Genomic DNA, 14,666 nt, shown 5'->3' with positions numbered 1-14,666 from the left:
CTTGCTGGAATGGGATCGGAAAAGGTGGCGCCTTTTAGCGTTCCTGTTTGGCAGTGGCAAGACGGGATGGCGGATGGTTACGGCCAGAGTTGGGCGGCGTGGAGGATGGTGAGGATGCGAACGGTGTCCGCATCGATCTCATAGACCAATATGTAATTGGGATGGACGACCAGTTCCCTCGTATTTTCGAGGCGCCCTGGCCGCCCGCGTTGCGGGTAATCGAGAAGACCACCGGCCGATGTTGCCAATTTGATATCGAGCTTGCGAGCGGCGGAGCGATTATTCTGCGCGATCTTGCGGGCAATTCTTACGCGGTCGGTGCGGGCGGTCGCGGTCCACACCAGCTTCACGCCTCGGTTTCCTCGTGCTCAAGGAGCTCCGCCCTGAGTTTGGCGAAATATTCCTCGACCTCTTCACTGGTATAGACGCGACCTGCTGCCGCGTCATCAAGCCCTTGCTGGACCTTTGCCCGGAACCACGCGTCATACTCTGCCTCTTCCTGTTGCTTGGCGATTGCCTCGCGCATGAAGTCACGGATAAGTTGAGCGCCGGTCCGGTCCTTGGATTTGGCGATCTCGGCGAATTGCTTTTTCAGGTCTTCGTCGACCCGAAAGGTGAAGGTGGATTCGGCCATGTGTTTCCTCCGAATTACGAGATAATGACATTGTAACACATGGAAAATGAAAGGGCCAATGACAAGACTTGCGCCCTGCCCTCTCGGACGATACTCACCGCGCCATCATGCTCACCATTACCGATCTCCATTACAAAATCGCAGGCCGGCCGCTGTTCGAGGGGGCTTCGGTGACGTTGCCGACCGGGTCCAAGACAGGGTTCGTGGGAAAGAACGGGTCCGGCAAGACGACGCTGTTCCAGCTTGTCCAGGGCTTTCTCGCGCCTGAGCAGGGATCGATCGAGCTTGTCCGGCGCGCGCGGATCGGGGCCGTGGCACAGGAAGCGCCGGCGAGCGGGATGAGCGTGCTCGACATGGTGCTGAGCGCCGACAAGGAGCGCACGGCATTGCTCGAAGAGGCGGAGACCGCCGAGGACCCGCACCGGATTGCCGAGATTCATACGCGGCTGGCCGATATCGACGCCCACACCGCCGAGGCGCGGGCGAGCGCGATTTTGAAAGGTCTCGGGTTTTCACTTGAGCGGCAAAGTGGGCCATGCAGCGAGCTGTCGGGCGGCTGGCGTATGCGTGTGGCGCTTGCCGGGGTTCTGTTCTCGCAACCCGACCTGCTGCTGCTCGACGAGCCGACCAACTATCTCGATCTCGAGGGCACCCTGTGGCTGGAGCGCTATCTGGCGACCTATCCCTATACGGTGTTCATGATCTCCCACGATCGCGACCTGCTCAACAAGGCGGTCAGTTCGATCATCCATCTCGAACGCGGCAAATTGACCTTTTACAAGGGCAATTACGATACGTTCGAAGAAACGCGCCGGATGCAGATGGAACTGCAGAACAAGGCGCGGGAAAAGACGCTCGCCCAGATCGAGCATATGCAGAAATTCGTCGACCGGTTCCGCGCCAAGGCCACCAAGGCCAAGCAGGCCCAGAGCCGCTTGAAGGCGATCCAGAGATTGCGGCCGCCCGAAGCGCTGTTTGACGAATATGCCGCGCCGTTCAGCTTCCAGCAGCCCAAGAAGGCGCCTGCGACGCCGATGATCACCTTCGACAATGTGTCGGTGGGCTATGACGACAAGGTTATTCTTTCGCGCATCACCAACCGGATCGATCCCGATGACCGGATTGCGCTGATCGGGCCCAATGGCAACGGCAAATCGACCTTTGCCAAGCTGCTTTCGGGCGAGCTCAAGGCCATGGGCGGGCAGATGCTCAAGGCCAAGACGCTGGAGGTGGCGTATTTCGCCCAGCATCAGCTCGACCATCTGAAACCCGAGTTGACGCCCTACGAGCACGTCATCGACCTGATGCCCATGGAGAGCGAGGCCAAGCGCCGCGCGCGGGTGGCGCAGATGGGGCTGTCGACGACGCGCATGGACACCAAGGCCAAAAATTTGTCCGGCGGCGAGCGTGCGCGGCTGCTGATGGGGCTGATCACCTTCAACGGGCCGGGCATGCTGGTGCTGGACGAACCGACCAACCATCTCGATATCGACAGCCGCGACGCACTGGTCCACGCGCTCAACGACTACAAGGGCGCCGTGCTGATCATTTCGCACGACCGGCACCTGATCGAAGCGACCTGCGATACGCTCTGGATCGCCGAGAACGGGACCATCTCGATCTTCGAGGACGATCTGGACGGCTATCAGAGAAGCCTCACCTCGGGCAATTCGGGCGGGGGCAATGGCGGCGGGTCCGCTTCGGACAGGAAGCGCGAGCGGCAGGAAGCGGCGGCACGGCGGGCCGAACTGGCACCGCTTCGCAAGGAAATCAAATCCGTCGAACAGAAGCTCGAATGGAAGCGCAAGGATCTGGCCAAGGTCGACAAGCAACTCGACGATCCGGCGCTTTATACGGGCGATCCTGACAAGGCCATCAAGCTGGGCATCGAAAAATCTCGTTTCGAGGAAGAAATCGCCGCGCTCGAAGACGTCTGGCTGGAAAAGAGTTCCGAACTGGAAGCAGCGCAGGCCGAGGCATAGACCGGTTCTTTACCGAACCGGCCACACCCGTCTGGTCTCCCGGTTTTGCGCGGGCTAAAGTGCGGAAAACCCCGAGGCAGGAAACGAGGGACCGATGGCAAAACGCTTGATTGCCGCCTTGATGACGATGCTGGCGAGCGCGGTGCCTGCCACCGCGCAGGAGTTGACGAACAGCCAGCATGAGGCGGCGGTGCAGTTCGTGATGGGCAATGTCCGTCATACGATGCTGCATGAAATCGGCCACCTTCTCGTCGATCAGCTCGACCTTCCGGTGCTGGGCCGCGAGGAGGATGCCGTCGACACGATGGCGACAGTCATGATGCTGGAGACCGGCGCGCGGGCCGATATCGTCGGCTTGCAGGACACCGTGGATGGCTGGCTGTATTCGGAAACCACCCGGCCGACGCGCGGCTATGTGAACGCCGATTTCTATGGGGCCCACAGCCTCGATATCCAGCGCTCCTATGCCATTGCGTGCCTGATGGTGGGCAGCGATTACGACAACCACACCCAGTATGCGACGCGCATTTCGCTGCCGATCGACCGGCAGAACAGTTGCGCCGAGGATTATCGCATCGCCGAGCAGGGCTGGAATACCGTGCTCGATCCACATCGGCGGTTGGGGGCGGTCGGAGCTGAGATCGAGGTTCAATATCGGAACAGCCGGGGGGAATATCCGGAGGTCGAGGCCCTGCTCAAGCAGGAACGGGTGCTCGAGCAATATGCCGACTGGGTGGCCAAGAGCTTCGTTCTGCCCAATCCCGTGCGGATGACGGCGGAGAATTGCGGCGAGGTGAACGCCTTCTACGACCTCGAAACCCGCGAAGTGATCCTGTGTTACGAGTGGGTGGATTTTTTCTACGACCTGTTCGTCGCCGAGGTCATGCCGGTGCGCGAGCACTTCGCGCTGTTGCGGAAACTCAAGCTCGAAAAGCTGGGGCGGGCGGAATAGCCGATCAGGCCTTTTTGCTCCAGCGCCCGCCGGCATCCTGCTGCCAATAGGTCAGGTCGTAGGTCGACCTGAGATTGCGCCACACCTCCCGCGCCTCGGTTACGGCGTCGGGATCGTGGCCGTTGAAGATATAGACGAAGCGCTCATAGCCTTCGATTTCTCGCGGCGTGGCGCGGTCGACGAAGAAGCGGACGGTGGCGTCGTTGGGGTTTTCGCTTCCGCCTGTCAGCAATACGGGCTGAGCCGCGTCTTCATCACTTCCGCGGGCGATGCCGTGGGGAAGAAAGCTGTCATCGCTATAGGTCCAGAGCGCGGCGTCCAGCGCTTCGAGACGTTCGCCGCTTCCTGCTTCGACCACCGCGCGCCAGCCCCGTTCGAGGGTTTTCTCGAGAAGCGCGGGCAGCACCGATTCGAGCGGGCGGGTTTCGAGATGGTAGAACAGCAGGTCGGTCATCCTTCGTAACTATCCCTGATGAACCTGTCGAAGAGGGCGACGCCGAAGCCGGTGCCCCATGAGGTATTGGTTTCCGACGATGGGCCGCCGAAACCGGTGCCGGCGATATCCAGATGGGCCCAGGCCGTATCGCCTGCGAAGTGGGAGAGGAACTGGGCGGCGATGGAGGCGCCGCCGTTGCGGCCGCCCTGGTTCTTGATATCGGCGAAACGGCTTTCGATGAGCTTGTCGTAGGCCGGCCCCATGGGCAGGTGCCAGACCTTTTCGCCGGTGGCGAGGCCGGCCTGCTGAAGGCTGGCGGAAAGGGAATCGGTGTTGGTGAAGAGACCCGCATAATCGTTCCCGAGCGCGACGAGGACGGCGCCGGTGAGGGTTGCGATATCGACCATCGCCTGGGGCTTGAACCGCTCGCGGCAGTACCAGAGCGCATCTGCCAGAACCAGCCGTCCCTCGGCATCGGTGGAGATGATCTCGATGGTTTCGCCCGACATGGCGGTGATGATGTCGCCGGGGCGGAAGGCATTGCCGTCGGGCATGTTTTCGGCGAGCGCGAGGATGCCGATGGCGTTGACCTTGGCCTTGCGGCTGGCGAGGGCGTGCATGAGACCGACCACCGCCGCCGCGCCGGCCATGTCGCCCTTCATGTTCTCCATCGAGGCGGCGCCCTTTATGGAAATGCCACCCGTATCGAAAACGATGCCCTTACCGACGAAGACAACCGGGTCCTGCTGCTTTTTGCCTCCGTTCCACTGCATGACGACGAGGCGTGGGGGGCGGACGGAGCCCTGCCCCACGGCGAGCAAGGCGCCCATGCCGAGTTTTTCCATTTCCTTTTCGGTCAGGATTTCGACGGCGACGCCGATTTCCGTAAGCCCACGGGCGACGCCGGCGAAATCGTCGGGGCCGAGCAGATTGGCGGGTTCGTTGACCAGATCGCGGGCCAGCACGGTGCCGGCGGCCACGGCGAGGGCGGCGTCCATTTCGGACCGCAAATCCTTGGGCTTGCCGACGACGAGGGTGAGCGCGAGCTTGTGGTCGTTCCGGCCATTGCGGCGCTTGATGTACTTGTCGAAACGGTAGGAGCGCAATGTGGCGCCTGCTGCCAGCGCGGCGATCTGGCGGGGCGTGGCGCCCGGTTCGTCGAGGATGACCGCCGCGTCGTGAACGCGGGCGGCATCGAGCTTGGCAAACAGCGATCCGCCGCGATCGGCCCATGCGGCATCGCTTTCGCCCTCTCCGTCCTCGCCGCGTCCCAATATGATGAGGCGTTCGCAATCGAGGCCGGCCGGAGCGGGGATATCGATCATGTGGCCCGGACGCGCCGAAAAGCCCGTGGCTTGAGCGATCCGTTCGAAATCGAGTCCGGTCCGCGCCCAGATTGCGCCGCCGACCGGCCCCAATGAGCCCTTTTCATTGGCGTAGAAAACGAGGGCCTGCGCCGATTTGGGCGTCTGTTCGGAAAGGTCGATCGAAAGGAAGTCGGGCATCTTGGGGAAATACCTTGGGCCAGGAGAGATTCGCCGGAGGCGGTAGTGCCGAGCATTATCTCCAGTCCGGGTCACGTCAATGCATGGGGAGGCGTGTTTGCACGTCACCTGTTGCCAGGCAGCGCTTTTTCCGACCGGGCGAACAGGCTAGAACATCGGCGCACCGGACCGGCAAGGGATTCCATGGACAGACTTTCGCGCTACCTGCAGGGACAGTTTTTCGCGCAGGCGCTCACCATTTTCGCGGCGGGCGGCGCGTTGATCTGGCTCATGCAGCTTTTGCGCCTGTTCGATCTGGTCTCGGCGCAGGGGCAGAATTTCCTGACGCTGATGGGCCAGAGCGCGCTGACGACGCCGACCTTCGCGCGTTCAATTCTTTATGTCTGCTTTGCAATCGGCCTGGTGCGCGGGCTGCGGGCGCTGCAGGCCTCGCGCGAACTCCATACGATCCACGCGGCGCAGCGTACCGGCTCGCTCTGGCGGGCCATCATTTCGTTTACGCTGGTCGGCGCCGCCGCGGTGACGCTGGTCGCCAACTGGATCGAACCCAATGCGCGGCGGGTTTCGGCTGATTGGTCCGCGCAGATTGCCGCCGATATTGTTGGCCGCGCGCTGGTGCCGGGGCGCTTCACCGAAGTCGAGGACGGGCTGGTCTTTTCCATCGCCGCGCGTGAGCGCGACGGCACGCTGGTCGATTTTTTCTTCGACGACACGACCAATGAAACGCGCCGCACCTATTTCGCCGAAACGGCTTCGGTGTTCCAGGACGAGACCGGCTATCAGCTCATCCTCAACAATGGCGCCATACAGTATGAAAGCGCCGGCCAATCGGGGCTGAGCCAGATTCACTTCGCGCAATATCACATCAGCCTCGCCAGCCTGCTGGACGCCGCGTCGGCGGCGCGCGGGCTGGATCAGGCCGACAGCATTTCGCTGCTCGCGGCTGTCGCGGTCGGCGAACAGGGGGACCGGGCGGTCCGCCTCGTCAACGAGCGTCTGGCCGATACCCTGCGGGCGCTGGCTATCTGCGCCCTCGCCGCCGCGCTTTGCGCCTATCCGGACGGTGGGCGTGGCCGGCGACGCATACCCGTCGAACTGGTCATCCTGCTCGTCGCCTTCGCCGAACAGGCCATCGGGGCTTTTTCCGGCGGCGGAGCGCGGCATTACATAGCGCCCTCGATCATCCTTGGCGGGGCGTTGCTGCTGCTTTGGGTGCGGAGCCGACGCGCCTTCATCCTGCCCCGGTGGAGGTTTGCGCGATGAGCCGGGTCGGACGCGTCATGTGTGTGCGGCTTGCGAGCCGTATCGGACTGGTGGTCGGGATATTCTTCGGGATCATCCTGCTGGTCGAATTTCTCGATACGGGGCGCTTCAACCAGACGGCGGAAATCGCCGGGCCGTGGACATCGACCGGCCTGGCGTTCCTGAGCGCCCTGCGCTGGAGCCTTTTGGGGCTTCCGGTGACCGTGCTCATCGGGGCAATCGTGGGATTGATCGATCTGCACTCGCACCGCGAGATGGTGATCATCAGCGCTTCGGGGCGATCCATCTGGTCGGCGATGCGATGGCCGATACTGATGATTCTCGTCTCCGGCATCGCGGCAACGACCATTGTCGACAGCTTCGCGATCCGCATCTATCAGGAGCTCGATGCCGCCCAGATCGGCTGGGGGCGGGCTTATGGCGTGCAGAACCGGGAGACGTGGTTCAACCAGACCGGCGCGGATGGCGACTATATGCTCTATGCGCGCAGCGTGCTGCAGGGCGGCACCGAGCTAAGGGACATAACGATCCTGCGCTATCAACCCGAAGGCGGAACGGGCACGCGTATTCACGCCGACAGGGCGGTGCTGGAGCCGGGGGCGTGGCAAATCCACGACGGGGTTGTTCTCAACGTCGACAGCCCTCCCCGCCCCTTCTCGGAAATGTCCCTGGCGACGATCGCCACGCCTTCCGAACTCAGTCTCAAGCTGGGGACGGCTGAAGACATGAGTTGGTTCGACCTCCGACAAGCGCTCCGGAACGGCATTGCCGATCCCTTCGCGCGGGCGGCGGCGGAAACACGATTCCAGAAACTCAATGCCATTCCTTTCGTGCTGGTGGGTTCTTTGCTGATTGCCTTCGCCTTTACCGCCGGTTATCGAAGAGCGGGGCATTATGGGTGGACCATCGTCTACGGCATTGTCCTCGGGCTGGTGGTGTTTGTAATCACGGAGATGGCCGACCGAGCGGGCTCGGCGGGCGTTCTCAACCCGATAGCAGCGGCGTGGGGGCCTGCCCTTACCGCCATTGTCATCGGATTGACCGTGATCTTGCGTAGAGAAGACGGGCGAGTTTGATGACCAAACCACCCAAGGGGAAAAATATCGTGCGGCACAGCGCACTTTTTGCATGTGCTCTGGCTGCCGCGCTGACGTTTGCGCCGGCAAGCCAGGCCCAGGAAATCATTCCGGCCGATTTCTTTTCCCGCATCCCTTCAGGGGCCGGCGGCGATATGGCCGTGGCGGCGGACACCATGGTGTTCGATTCGCGCAACGACACCGTCATTGCCCAGGGCAATGTCGGCATCAGCTTCGAGGACTTCCGCGCCACCGCCGACCGGGCGATCTATTACCAGACGACCGGCCGGGTCGAGCTGGTGGGCAATGTCGCCGTGGTCGATCCCGATGGGGTTGAATATATCGCCGACCGCATCGACCTCGAAGACGGTTTCCGCGAAGGCTTTTTGCGCGCGCTGACGGCGGCTTTTCCGGACGGCAGCCAGTTCACCGCCGCCGAAACCACGTTCGACGAGGGTGTCGAGCGCGTTTATGTGGATGGAACCTATCGCCCCTGCGGCACCTGTATCGACGACAAGGGCAACACCATCGGCTGGTCGGTCAAGGCGGCGCGCATCATCACCGACGAAGCCGAGCGGGTGATCTATTTCGAAGAACCCACCCTGCAATTGCTCGGAATGTCTGTGCTTTGGCTGCCGTGGCTGAGCATGCCCGCCGACGAAGAAATCGAATTTCCCGTGCTCTCGTTTGACGAGCAATATGGGGTGGGCATTTCCCTGCGCTTCTTCCGCTACCCAGTTGCCGGCGGCACGCTGGCCGTGACGCCGACCATCTACACCAATCAGGGTGCCGGCGTGGAGCTCGATTGGCGCCAGAGGGTGGGCGACGTGAGCTATTCGATAACGGCATCGGGCGTTTATCAGGGCAACCCCGGGGTTTATGAGGGGCTGGCCAATCGCAATTTCCGTGGCGCCATTCAGACCACCGGGCAATTTACCCCAACGGACGAGTGGACGCTTGGTTGGTCTTATACCGCGTTCACGGACCCGACATATCTCCACGATTACTTCGACCAATCGCGGGCGACGCAAGAGGTTTACGCGACCTACCTCGACAACGACAGCTATGGCGATATTCGCGTGCAGCAGTTCGTGCCGCTCGATGTTACCCCAGCCCCAGCGGATTGGGATGCCTATCAACCAAGGCTCGACCGTCAGGCGCTTACGCACCCGAACGCGGTTTATGAACGCATCGTGGAACTTGCCGACGAGGCTGGGCGGATCGAGCTTTCGGGCCGGCTTCTGGGGCTGACGCGGCAAGCCAATCACGCATCAGGCTTTTACAGCGACAAACGATATGCCTTTGGCTACGAAAGCCAATCGGTTCACGCAATGACGCAGGCCGCGTGGACCAATCAGTATGTCATGCCCGGCGGCTTGGTCGTTTCACCCTACATCGGCGGACGGTTGGACGCCGCCAATGTCTCTGCCGATGATGCCGGTGCGTTTTGCGACACACCGAGAGAGTTGGCGACCGACTTCTGCCGCGAGTTTCCATCGAACGAATCCCTCTTCTCGGCCACGCCGATTGCGGCGGTCGATATTCGTTATCCGCTTCTGGCGCGTACCACCGGGGCTACGCATGTGATCGAGCCCATCGCCCAGTTCGTCTATCGCGAAGGTCCTGCGGTTCCGGGCATCGCCAATGACGATTCCCAGGGCTTTGTTTTTGAAGACACCAATCTTTTCAGCTTCAACCGTTTTTCGGGCGCCGATCGTCAGGAAACCGGATTGAGGGCCAATGTCGGCGGCCAGTTCCAGACGAGCTTCGACAATGGCGCCTGGATCGGCGGGCTGGTGGGGCAATCGTTCCATCTGGCGGGCACCAACGGGTTCGAGGTGACCGACGGCAGCACGGCGGGCATCGGATCGGGCATCGATACCGACTCGTCCTATATCGTGGCCGGTCTGCAGGGGGGATACGGCACCTTGCGCGCCGGTGCGAAGGCGCAAATCGACCCTGTGACGGGGGATATCCCGCGCGGCCAGCTTTCCGCTTCCGGTCAGTTCGAGAACGGTGTCGGGCTTTCGGCCAATTATGTGTATATCGCGGAAAATCCGGTTCTGGGCACGACCGAGGACCGTCAGGAAGTTGCTGTGCGCACAACGGTGCCATTTGCCGATTACTGGACGGCGAATGCCGGCATCGCGTGGGATCTGGCGACCAGCCAATGGCTGGAGACGACGGCCGGCATCCGGTATGACGACCGTTTTCTTGCCTATGGCATTCAGGCGCGGGCCACGGGACCGACCCATGATTCCGAGAACGAATTCCGCATCGGCGTCAATTTCAGCCTGAGCGGACCGCAAGACCGGAACATGATCGACCTGGGATACGAGTTCTCCGAGTTCTAAAGCCGTGCCAAGGCGCGTGAAACGTGATAGGCACTGTCGCAAACCCCGCCCACTCTGCCGAATTTGGCCGCATTTGTGCTAGAGGACGAGGCGAAAGCGCTTTAGGGAGCGGAATATCATGAGAGAATGGCTCGTTTTGAGAACCGCCGGTATCTGCCTTGCCATGGGGCTGGCGCTGATGGCATTCGCCGTCCAGGCGCAGGCCGTGAGGGTGACCGTCAACGGCACCCCGATCACCGATCAGCAGATCAACGACCGTGCCAATCTGTTGCGCATCGAGGGCCAGGGTTCGAGCAATTCCGCCCGCATCCAGCTTGCCACCGAACAGTTGATCGACGATCAGATCAGGCTGAGCGAAGCCCAGCGCATCGGCGTTACGATCTCTGACGCGCAGGTGGATTCGGCATTTTCCAACGTGGCGAGCAATATGCGCTCGAGCGTTTCGAACCTCACCAATCTTCTGAACCAGAACGGCGTCAATCCCGAAACGCTGCGCGACCGGCTTCAGGCCACGCTCGCCTGGCAGCAGGTTGTCTCGCAGGTGCTGCGCTCGCGCGTGCAGATCTCCGAACTCGAACTCGAGATGCAGGCTTCCGAGCGTGTGACGCCGGCGCTGAGCTTTGACTATATCCTCAAGGAAGTCCTGTTCGTCATTCCCGAAGGATCGGGGATTTCCGCGTCGCGCCGCACCGCCGAAGCCAACCAGTATCGCAGCCGCTTTACCGGTTGCGACATGGCGGTGGACGTTGCCATCCAGTTCACCGACGCGGCGGTGCGCGACCTCGGCCGACGCCATGCCACGCAGTTGCCGGAAGCCGTTGCCAATGAGCTGGCCGGCTTGACCGTGGGCCAGATCACCTCGCCTCGCGTCGTCGCCGGTGGCGTCTCGATGCTGGCGGTCTGCGAAAAGGCCCAGGCCGAGGATCTCGCCTTCCTCACCGACGATCTCCGTCAGGAAGCGGGCGCCGACGCTCTTCAGTCGCAGGCCGAGGAATATCTCGCTCAGTTGCGGTCTTCGGCAACCATTATCCGCCGCTAGAGGTGACGGGGCCTTGCGTCCGCTTGCATTGACCATGGGCGAGCCGGCTGGCATCGGCCCCGACCTCATCCTCCAGCTTTATGCCGACCGGCAGTCCCTTGGACTGCCGGTTTTCGCGGTTTATGGGCATGCGGATTTTCTCGCGGCCCGGGCCGCGCGGCTGGGCCTCGACATCGCTATCGAGGCCGTATCCCCCGATGCGGTGAGCGAAACCTTCGGCCGGGCGCTCCCCGTGATTGCCGTGGCGGGCGATGTCGCCGATACGCCGGCAGTTCCTGATCCCAACACCGCACCGGTGGTGGTGGGTGCCATCGCGCAGGCGGTGGAAGCGGTGCAGGCGGGTGCGTTTCGGGGGCTGGTCACGGCCCCCATCCACAAGGCCGCCCTTTACGGTGCCGGCTTCGAATATCCCGGCCATACGGAATTTCTCGCGGCGCTGTGCGCGGACGATGACGAGGTGCCGTTGCCGGTCATGATGCTGGCCCATGACGATTTGCGCACCGTGCCGCTGACCATCCACATTCCGCTGGCCGAAGTTCCCCAACGGATCACCGCCGAGCTGATCGACAGGACGATCCGCGTCATCGCGCGCGATCTGTCCGGCCGCTTCGGAATCGCCAATCCGCGGATCGGGGTGGCGGGGCTGAACCCGCATGCGGGCGAGGATGGCATGATCGGAAGCGAGGAGGTCGATATCATCGTCCCTGCCCTCGCCGCGCTGCGGGCGGATGGCATCGACGTGTTCGGCCCGCTTTCGGCAGATACGCTTTTCTACCCGCCCCATTGGCGCAATTACGATTGTGTGGTGGCCATGTATCATGACCAGGCGCTGATCCCGATCAAGACCATCGCCTTCGATGCCGGCGTCAATGTCACGCTCGGGCTGCCCATTGTGCGGACTTCGCCCGATCATGGCACTGCGTTTTCGCTTGCGGGCACGGGGCGCGCTTCGCCCAACTCGATGCTGGCGGCGATCCGGCTGGCGGACGCCATTTCATGAGCCAGATCGACGAGTTGCCCCCGCTGCGCGAGGTGATCGCCGAGCATGGCCTGCGCGCGAAAAAGGAACTGGGGCAGAATTTTCTGCTCGACCTCAACCTCACCGCGCGGATTGCGCGCAGCGCGGGCGAGCTTTCCAACGTCACTGTCATCGAAGTGGGGCCCGGACCGGGCGGGCTGACGCGCGCCTTATTGGCGGCTGGTGCCAAACGGGTGATCGCCATCGAGCGTGACGAGCGGACATTGCCCGCATTGGCGCAGATAGCGGACGCCTATCCCGGCCGGTTGGACGTGATTCCGGCGGACGCTCTGGAGGTCGATTATCGCGGCCTCGCGGATGGCCGGACCAAGATCGTCGCCAATTTGCCCTACAATATCGCCACGCCGCTGCTGACGGGGTGGCTGTCGGAAGAGCCGTGGCCGGCATGGTTCGAGAGCCTGACGCTGATGTTCCAGCGGGAGGTGGCCGAACGCATCGTGGCGCGGCCCGAGGACAAGGCCTATGGACGGCTTGGGGTTCTTTCGGGCTGGCGCACCGATGCCAGGATCGCCATGAACCTCGATCGCAACGCGTTTACGCCGCCGCCCAAGGTGACGTCATCGGTGGTGCATCTCGTGGCCAGGCCGGTGGAGGCGGATGTGCCCGTTCGGGCGCTCGAGGAGGTGACGCGACATGCGTTCGGGCAGCGCCGCAAGATGATCCGCCAGAGCCTCAAGGGGCTTGGCGTGCCGCTGGAGCCGCTGTTTGCAGCCACTGGGCTGGCGGGAGACGAGCGGGCGGAAACGTTGTCCGTCGCGACCTATGTGGAACTGGCGCGGGAAGTGGCAAAGCTGCGGGGTTAGAGCGCTTCCGACGCCTATCCCAGCGCGTCGATCTGGCCCTTCAGATCTTCCACAAAGCCATCGAGCTTTGTCTGGCGGGGGCGCTGGAGCCGGGCGCTGGCGAGGATGGAGCGGACCATTTGGACGGATTGTTCCAGGTCCTCGTTGACCAGAACATAGTCATATTCCGAATAGTGTTCCATTTCCTTGCGCGCGTTGCGCAGGCGCTTTTCGATTGTGTCGTTGCTGTCCTGCGCGCGACGTTCGAGGCGGGCGCGCAGTTCGGCGATGGAGGGGGGCAGGATGAAGACGGTGACCATGTCGTCGCGGCAATTCTCGTAGAGTTGCAGCGTGCCCTGATAGTCGATGTCGAACAGGATGTCCTTGCCGGCGGAAAGACGCTCCTCCACCTTTTCGCGCGGGGTCGCGTAGAAATTGCCGTGGACCTCGGCCCATTCGAGCAATTCTCCCCGGTCGCGCATCTGCTCGAATTTGGGGACGTCAATGAAGTGGTAGTGCGTGCCGTCGATCTCGTCAGTGCGGCGGGCTCGCGTGGTGATGGACACCGAAAGCGCGATATTGGGGTCCTGCGAGAAAAGCTGGCGAGAGATCGAAGACTTGCCGGCGCCCGAAGGCGAAGCGATGACCAGCATGACGCCACGGCGTGCGAAATTCATCATGGTCGTGTCCCCTGCCCCGCCGAAAATTACTCTAGATTCTGAACCTGCTCACGTAACTGATCGATCGTCGCCTTTAGGTCAAGGCCGATGGCGGTCAGGCTCACATCATTGCTCTTGGAGCAAAGGGTGTTGGCTTCGCGGTTGAATTCCTGACTCAAAAAATCGAGCTTGCGTCCGACCGGACCGCCCTTGCCCAAAAGGTCGCGCGCAGCGGTGACATGGGCGGAAAACCGATCGAGTTCTTCGGCGATATCGGCCTTGGTCGCGAGCAAGGCGGCCTCCTGATGCAGCCGGTCCTCGCTCAAGCTGTTGTCGGCCTCAGTCAAGGCCGAGACCTGCTCGCGCAACCGCGCGAGAATGGCATCGCGCGAGCGCGCCGGGTGGGCGCGGGCGGTGTCGGCGAGGAAGGCGATTTCCTCGACGCGCTGGGCAAGGATGGCGCCGATGCGCTCGCCCTCGGCTCGACGGGTTTCAACGAGCGCGCCAAGGGCGACCTTCACGCAATCGAAAATGGCCGCATGCAGCCGCTTCTCTTCATCGGGACCGAGCTCGGGCTCCTTGGCCTCCATGACGCCCTTGAGCGCCAGAATGGCCTCGATCGACGGTTTGCGCGCATCAAGGCGCTTGCCGACGGTCTCGACTATCGCGAGGACGCGATCGAGCGCTTGCTGGTTGACCACCAGCTCATCCTCGGCGGCGCGGCGCTGGACGTTGAGAAAAACGGAAAGCGAGCCACGCGCGAGATGGCCGGAAATCATCCGCCTGATGTCTGCTTCGAGCACATCGAAGCCCGCCGAGAGACGGGAGCGGATATCGAGGCCACGCCCGTTGACCGATTTGATTTCGACGAGAATGGCGTAGTTATCGATCTGGGCGCTGGCGCGCCCAAAACCGGTCATGCTGGCCAACGGCTCACCCATAACC

General features: G+C 62.5%; 14 protein-coding genes. 8 read left to right on the top strand and 6 right to left on the bottom strand.

Going from position 1 to position 14,666, the window contains the following annotated elements:
• Positions 1-77 precede the first annotated feature (77 nt).
• On the bottom strand, positions 78-350 hold the full coding sequence (locus tag V4T21_RS17800) for a type II toxin-antitoxin system RelE/ParE family toxin (RefSeq protein ID WP_332719387.1): 273 nt from the start codon (positions 348-350) through the stop codon (positions 78-80).
• On the bottom strand, positions 347-634 hold the full coding sequence (locus V4T21_RS17795) for a CopG family ribbon-helix-helix protein (RefSeq protein WP_332719385.1): 288 nt from the start codon (positions 632-634) through the stop codon (positions 347-349). The genes V4T21_RS17800 and V4T21_RS17795 overlap by 4 nt, the downstream gene beginning before the upstream one ends.
• A 107-nt stretch (positions 635-741) precedes the next feature.
• On the opposite strand from V4T21_RS17795, the gene V4T21_RS17790 reads away from it, so the two are divergent.
• Positions 742-2,616: an ABC-F family ATP-binding cassette domain-containing protein gene (locus tag V4T21_RS17790; protein WP_332719496.1), complete on the top strand. Its 1,875-nt coding sequence runs from the start codon at positions 742-744 to the stop codon at positions 2,614-2,616.
• 94 nt (positions 2,617-2,710) lie between these two features.
• Positions 2,711-3,568, top strand: a complete 858-nt coding sequence (locus V4T21_RS17785; RefSeq protein WP_332719383.1) for a DUF4344 domain-containing metallopeptidase — start codon at positions 2,711-2,713, stop codon at positions 3,566-3,568.
• 4 nt (positions 3,569-3,572) lie between these two features.
• Here the strand turns inward: V4T21_RS17785 and V4T21_RS17780 are convergent, their stop codons facing one another.
• Together V4T21_RS17780 and V4T21_RS17775 are read right to left on the bottom strand one after the other, a co-directional pair.
• Positions 3,573-4,022: a DNA polymerase III subunit chi gene (locus tag V4T21_RS17780; protein WP_332719381.1), complete on the bottom strand. Its 450-nt coding sequence runs from the start codon at positions 4,020-4,022 to the stop codon at positions 3,573-3,575.
• Positions 4,019-5,509 carry a leucyl aminopeptidase gene (locus tag V4T21_RS17775; RefSeq protein ID WP_332719378.1) on the bottom strand — a complete coding sequence of 497 codons (1,491 nt, stop codon included), beginning with the start codon at positions 5,507-5,509 and terminating at the stop codon, positions 4,019-4,021. Before V4T21_RS17775 ends, V4T21_RS17780 begins: the two co-directional genes overlap by 4 nt.
• A gap of 183 nt (positions 5,510-5,692) precedes the next feature.
• On the opposite strand from V4T21_RS17775, the gene V4T21_RS17770 reads away from it, so the two are divergent.
• The 6 genes from V4T21_RS17770 to rsmA all read left to right on the top strand — a co-directional run bounded on the left by V4T21_RS17770 (position 5,693) and on the right by rsmA (position 13,083).
• A complete protein-coding gene (locus V4T21_RS17770) occupies positions 5,693-6,772 on the top strand; it encodes an LptF/LptG family permease (RefSeq protein ID WP_332719376.1) in 1,080 nt (359 codons plus the stop codon).
• On the top strand, positions 6,769-7,848 hold the full coding sequence (locus V4T21_RS17765) for an LptF/LptG family permease (RefSeq protein ID WP_332719374.1): 1,080 nt from the start codon (positions 6,769-6,771) through the stop codon (positions 7,846-7,848). Before V4T21_RS17770 ends, V4T21_RS17765 begins: the two co-directional genes overlap by 4 nt.
• Entirely contained in the window at positions 7,848-10,202 is a 2,355-nt protein-coding gene (locus tag V4T21_RS17760) for an LPS-assembly protein LptD (protein ID WP_332719372.1), read from the top strand. The genes V4T21_RS17765 and V4T21_RS17760 overlap by 1 nt, the downstream gene beginning before the upstream one ends.
• A 118-nt stretch (positions 10,203-10,320) precedes the next feature.
• A complete protein-coding gene (locus V4T21_RS17755; protein WP_332719370.1) occupies positions 10,321-11,241 on the top strand; it encodes a SurA N-terminal domain-containing protein in 921 nt (306 codons plus the stop codon).
• Between the two features lie 13 nt (positions 11,242-11,254).
• On the top strand, positions 11,255-12,241 hold the full coding sequence (pdxA, locus tag V4T21_RS17750; RefSeq protein WP_332719368.1) for a 4-hydroxythreonine-4-phosphate dehydrogenase PdxA: 987 nt from the start codon (positions 11,255-11,257) through the stop codon (positions 12,239-12,241).
• Positions 12,238-13,083 (top strand): 16S rRNA (adenine(1518)-N(6)/adenine(1519)-N(6))-dimethyltransferase RsmA, encoded by an 846-nt coding sequence (rsmA, locus tag V4T21_RS17745; RefSeq protein WP_332719366.1) that lies wholly within the window; start codon positions 12,238-12,240, stop codon positions 13,081-13,083. Before pdxA ends, rsmA begins: the two co-directional genes overlap by 4 nt.
• A gap of 14 nt (positions 13,084-13,097) precedes the next feature.
• Here rsmA and gmk read toward each other — a convergent pair whose 3' ends face one another.
• Both gmk and V4T21_RS17735 read right to left on the bottom strand, forming a co-directional pair.
• Complete coding sequence (gene gmk / locus V4T21_RS17740; protein WP_332719364.1) at positions 13,098-13,742, bottom strand: guanylate kinase; 645 nt, start codon at positions 13,740-13,742, stop codon at positions 13,098-13,100.
• A gap of 26 nt (positions 13,743-13,768) precedes the next feature.
• Positions 13,769-14,662, bottom strand: coding sequence for a YicC/YloC family endoribonuclease (locus tag V4T21_RS17735; RefSeq protein ID WP_332719362.1), 894 nt, complete (start codon positions 14,660-14,662; stop codon positions 13,769-13,771).
• Positions 14,663-14,666 lie beyond the last annotated feature (4 nt).

Origin of the sequence: Pelagibacterium mangrovi, from assembly GCF_036662815.1 — a bacterium.
Lineage (GTDB): Bacteria > Pseudomonadota > Alphaproteobacteria > Rhizobiales > Devosiaceae > Pelagibacterium > Pelagibacterium mangrovi.
This window is presented reverse-complemented; position numbering and strand designations above follow the sequence as displayed.

Bases quoted from the DNA above. Each gene is read 5' to 3' on its own strand.
- V4T21_RS17795 (WP_332719385.1), bottom strand. From the start codon at position 634: ATGGCCGAATCCACCTTCACCTTTCGGGTCGACGAAGACCTGAAAAAG.
- V4T21_RS17790 (WP_332719496.1), top strand. From the start codon at position 742: ATGCTCACCATTACCGATCTCCATTACAAAATCGCAGGCCGGCCGCTG.
- V4T21_RS17785 (WP_332719383.1), top strand. From the start codon at position 2,711: ATGGCAAAACGCTTGATTGCCGCCTTGATGACGATGCTGGCGAGCGCG.
- V4T21_RS17780 (WP_332719381.1), bottom strand. From the start codon at position 4,022: ATGACCGACCTGCTGTTCTACCATCTCGAAACCCGCCCGCTCGAATCG.
- V4T21_RS17775 (WP_332719378.1), bottom strand. From the start codon at position 5,509: ATGCCCGACTTCCTTTCGATCGACCTTTCCGAACAGACGCCCAAATCG.
- V4T21_RS17770 (WP_332719376.1), top strand. From the start codon at position 5,693: ATGGACAGACTTTCGCGCTACCTGCAGGGACAGTTTTTCGCGCAGGCG.
- V4T21_RS17765 (WP_332719374.1), top strand. From the start codon at position 6,769: ATGAGCCGGGTCGGACGCGTCATGTGTGTGCGGCTTGCGAGCCGTATC.
- V4T21_RS17760 (WP_332719372.1), top strand. From the start codon at position 7,848: ATGACCAAACCACCCAAGGGGAAAAATATCGTGCGGCACAGCGCACTT.
- V4T21_RS17755 (WP_332719370.1), top strand. From the start codon at position 10,321: ATGAGAGAATGGCTCGTTTTGAGAACCGCCGGTATCTGCCTTGCCATG.
- rsmA (WP_332719366.1), top strand. From the start codon at position 12,238: ATGAGCCAGATCGACGAGTTGCCCCCGCTGCGCGAGGTGATCGCCGAG.
- gmk (WP_332719364.1), bottom strand. From the start codon at position 13,742: ATGATGAATTTCGCACGCCGTGGCGTCATGCTGGTCATCGCTTCGCCT.
- V4T21_RS17735 (WP_332719362.1), bottom strand. From the start codon at position 14,662: ATGGGTGAGCCGTTGGCCAGCATGACCGGTTTTGGGCGCGCCAGCGCC.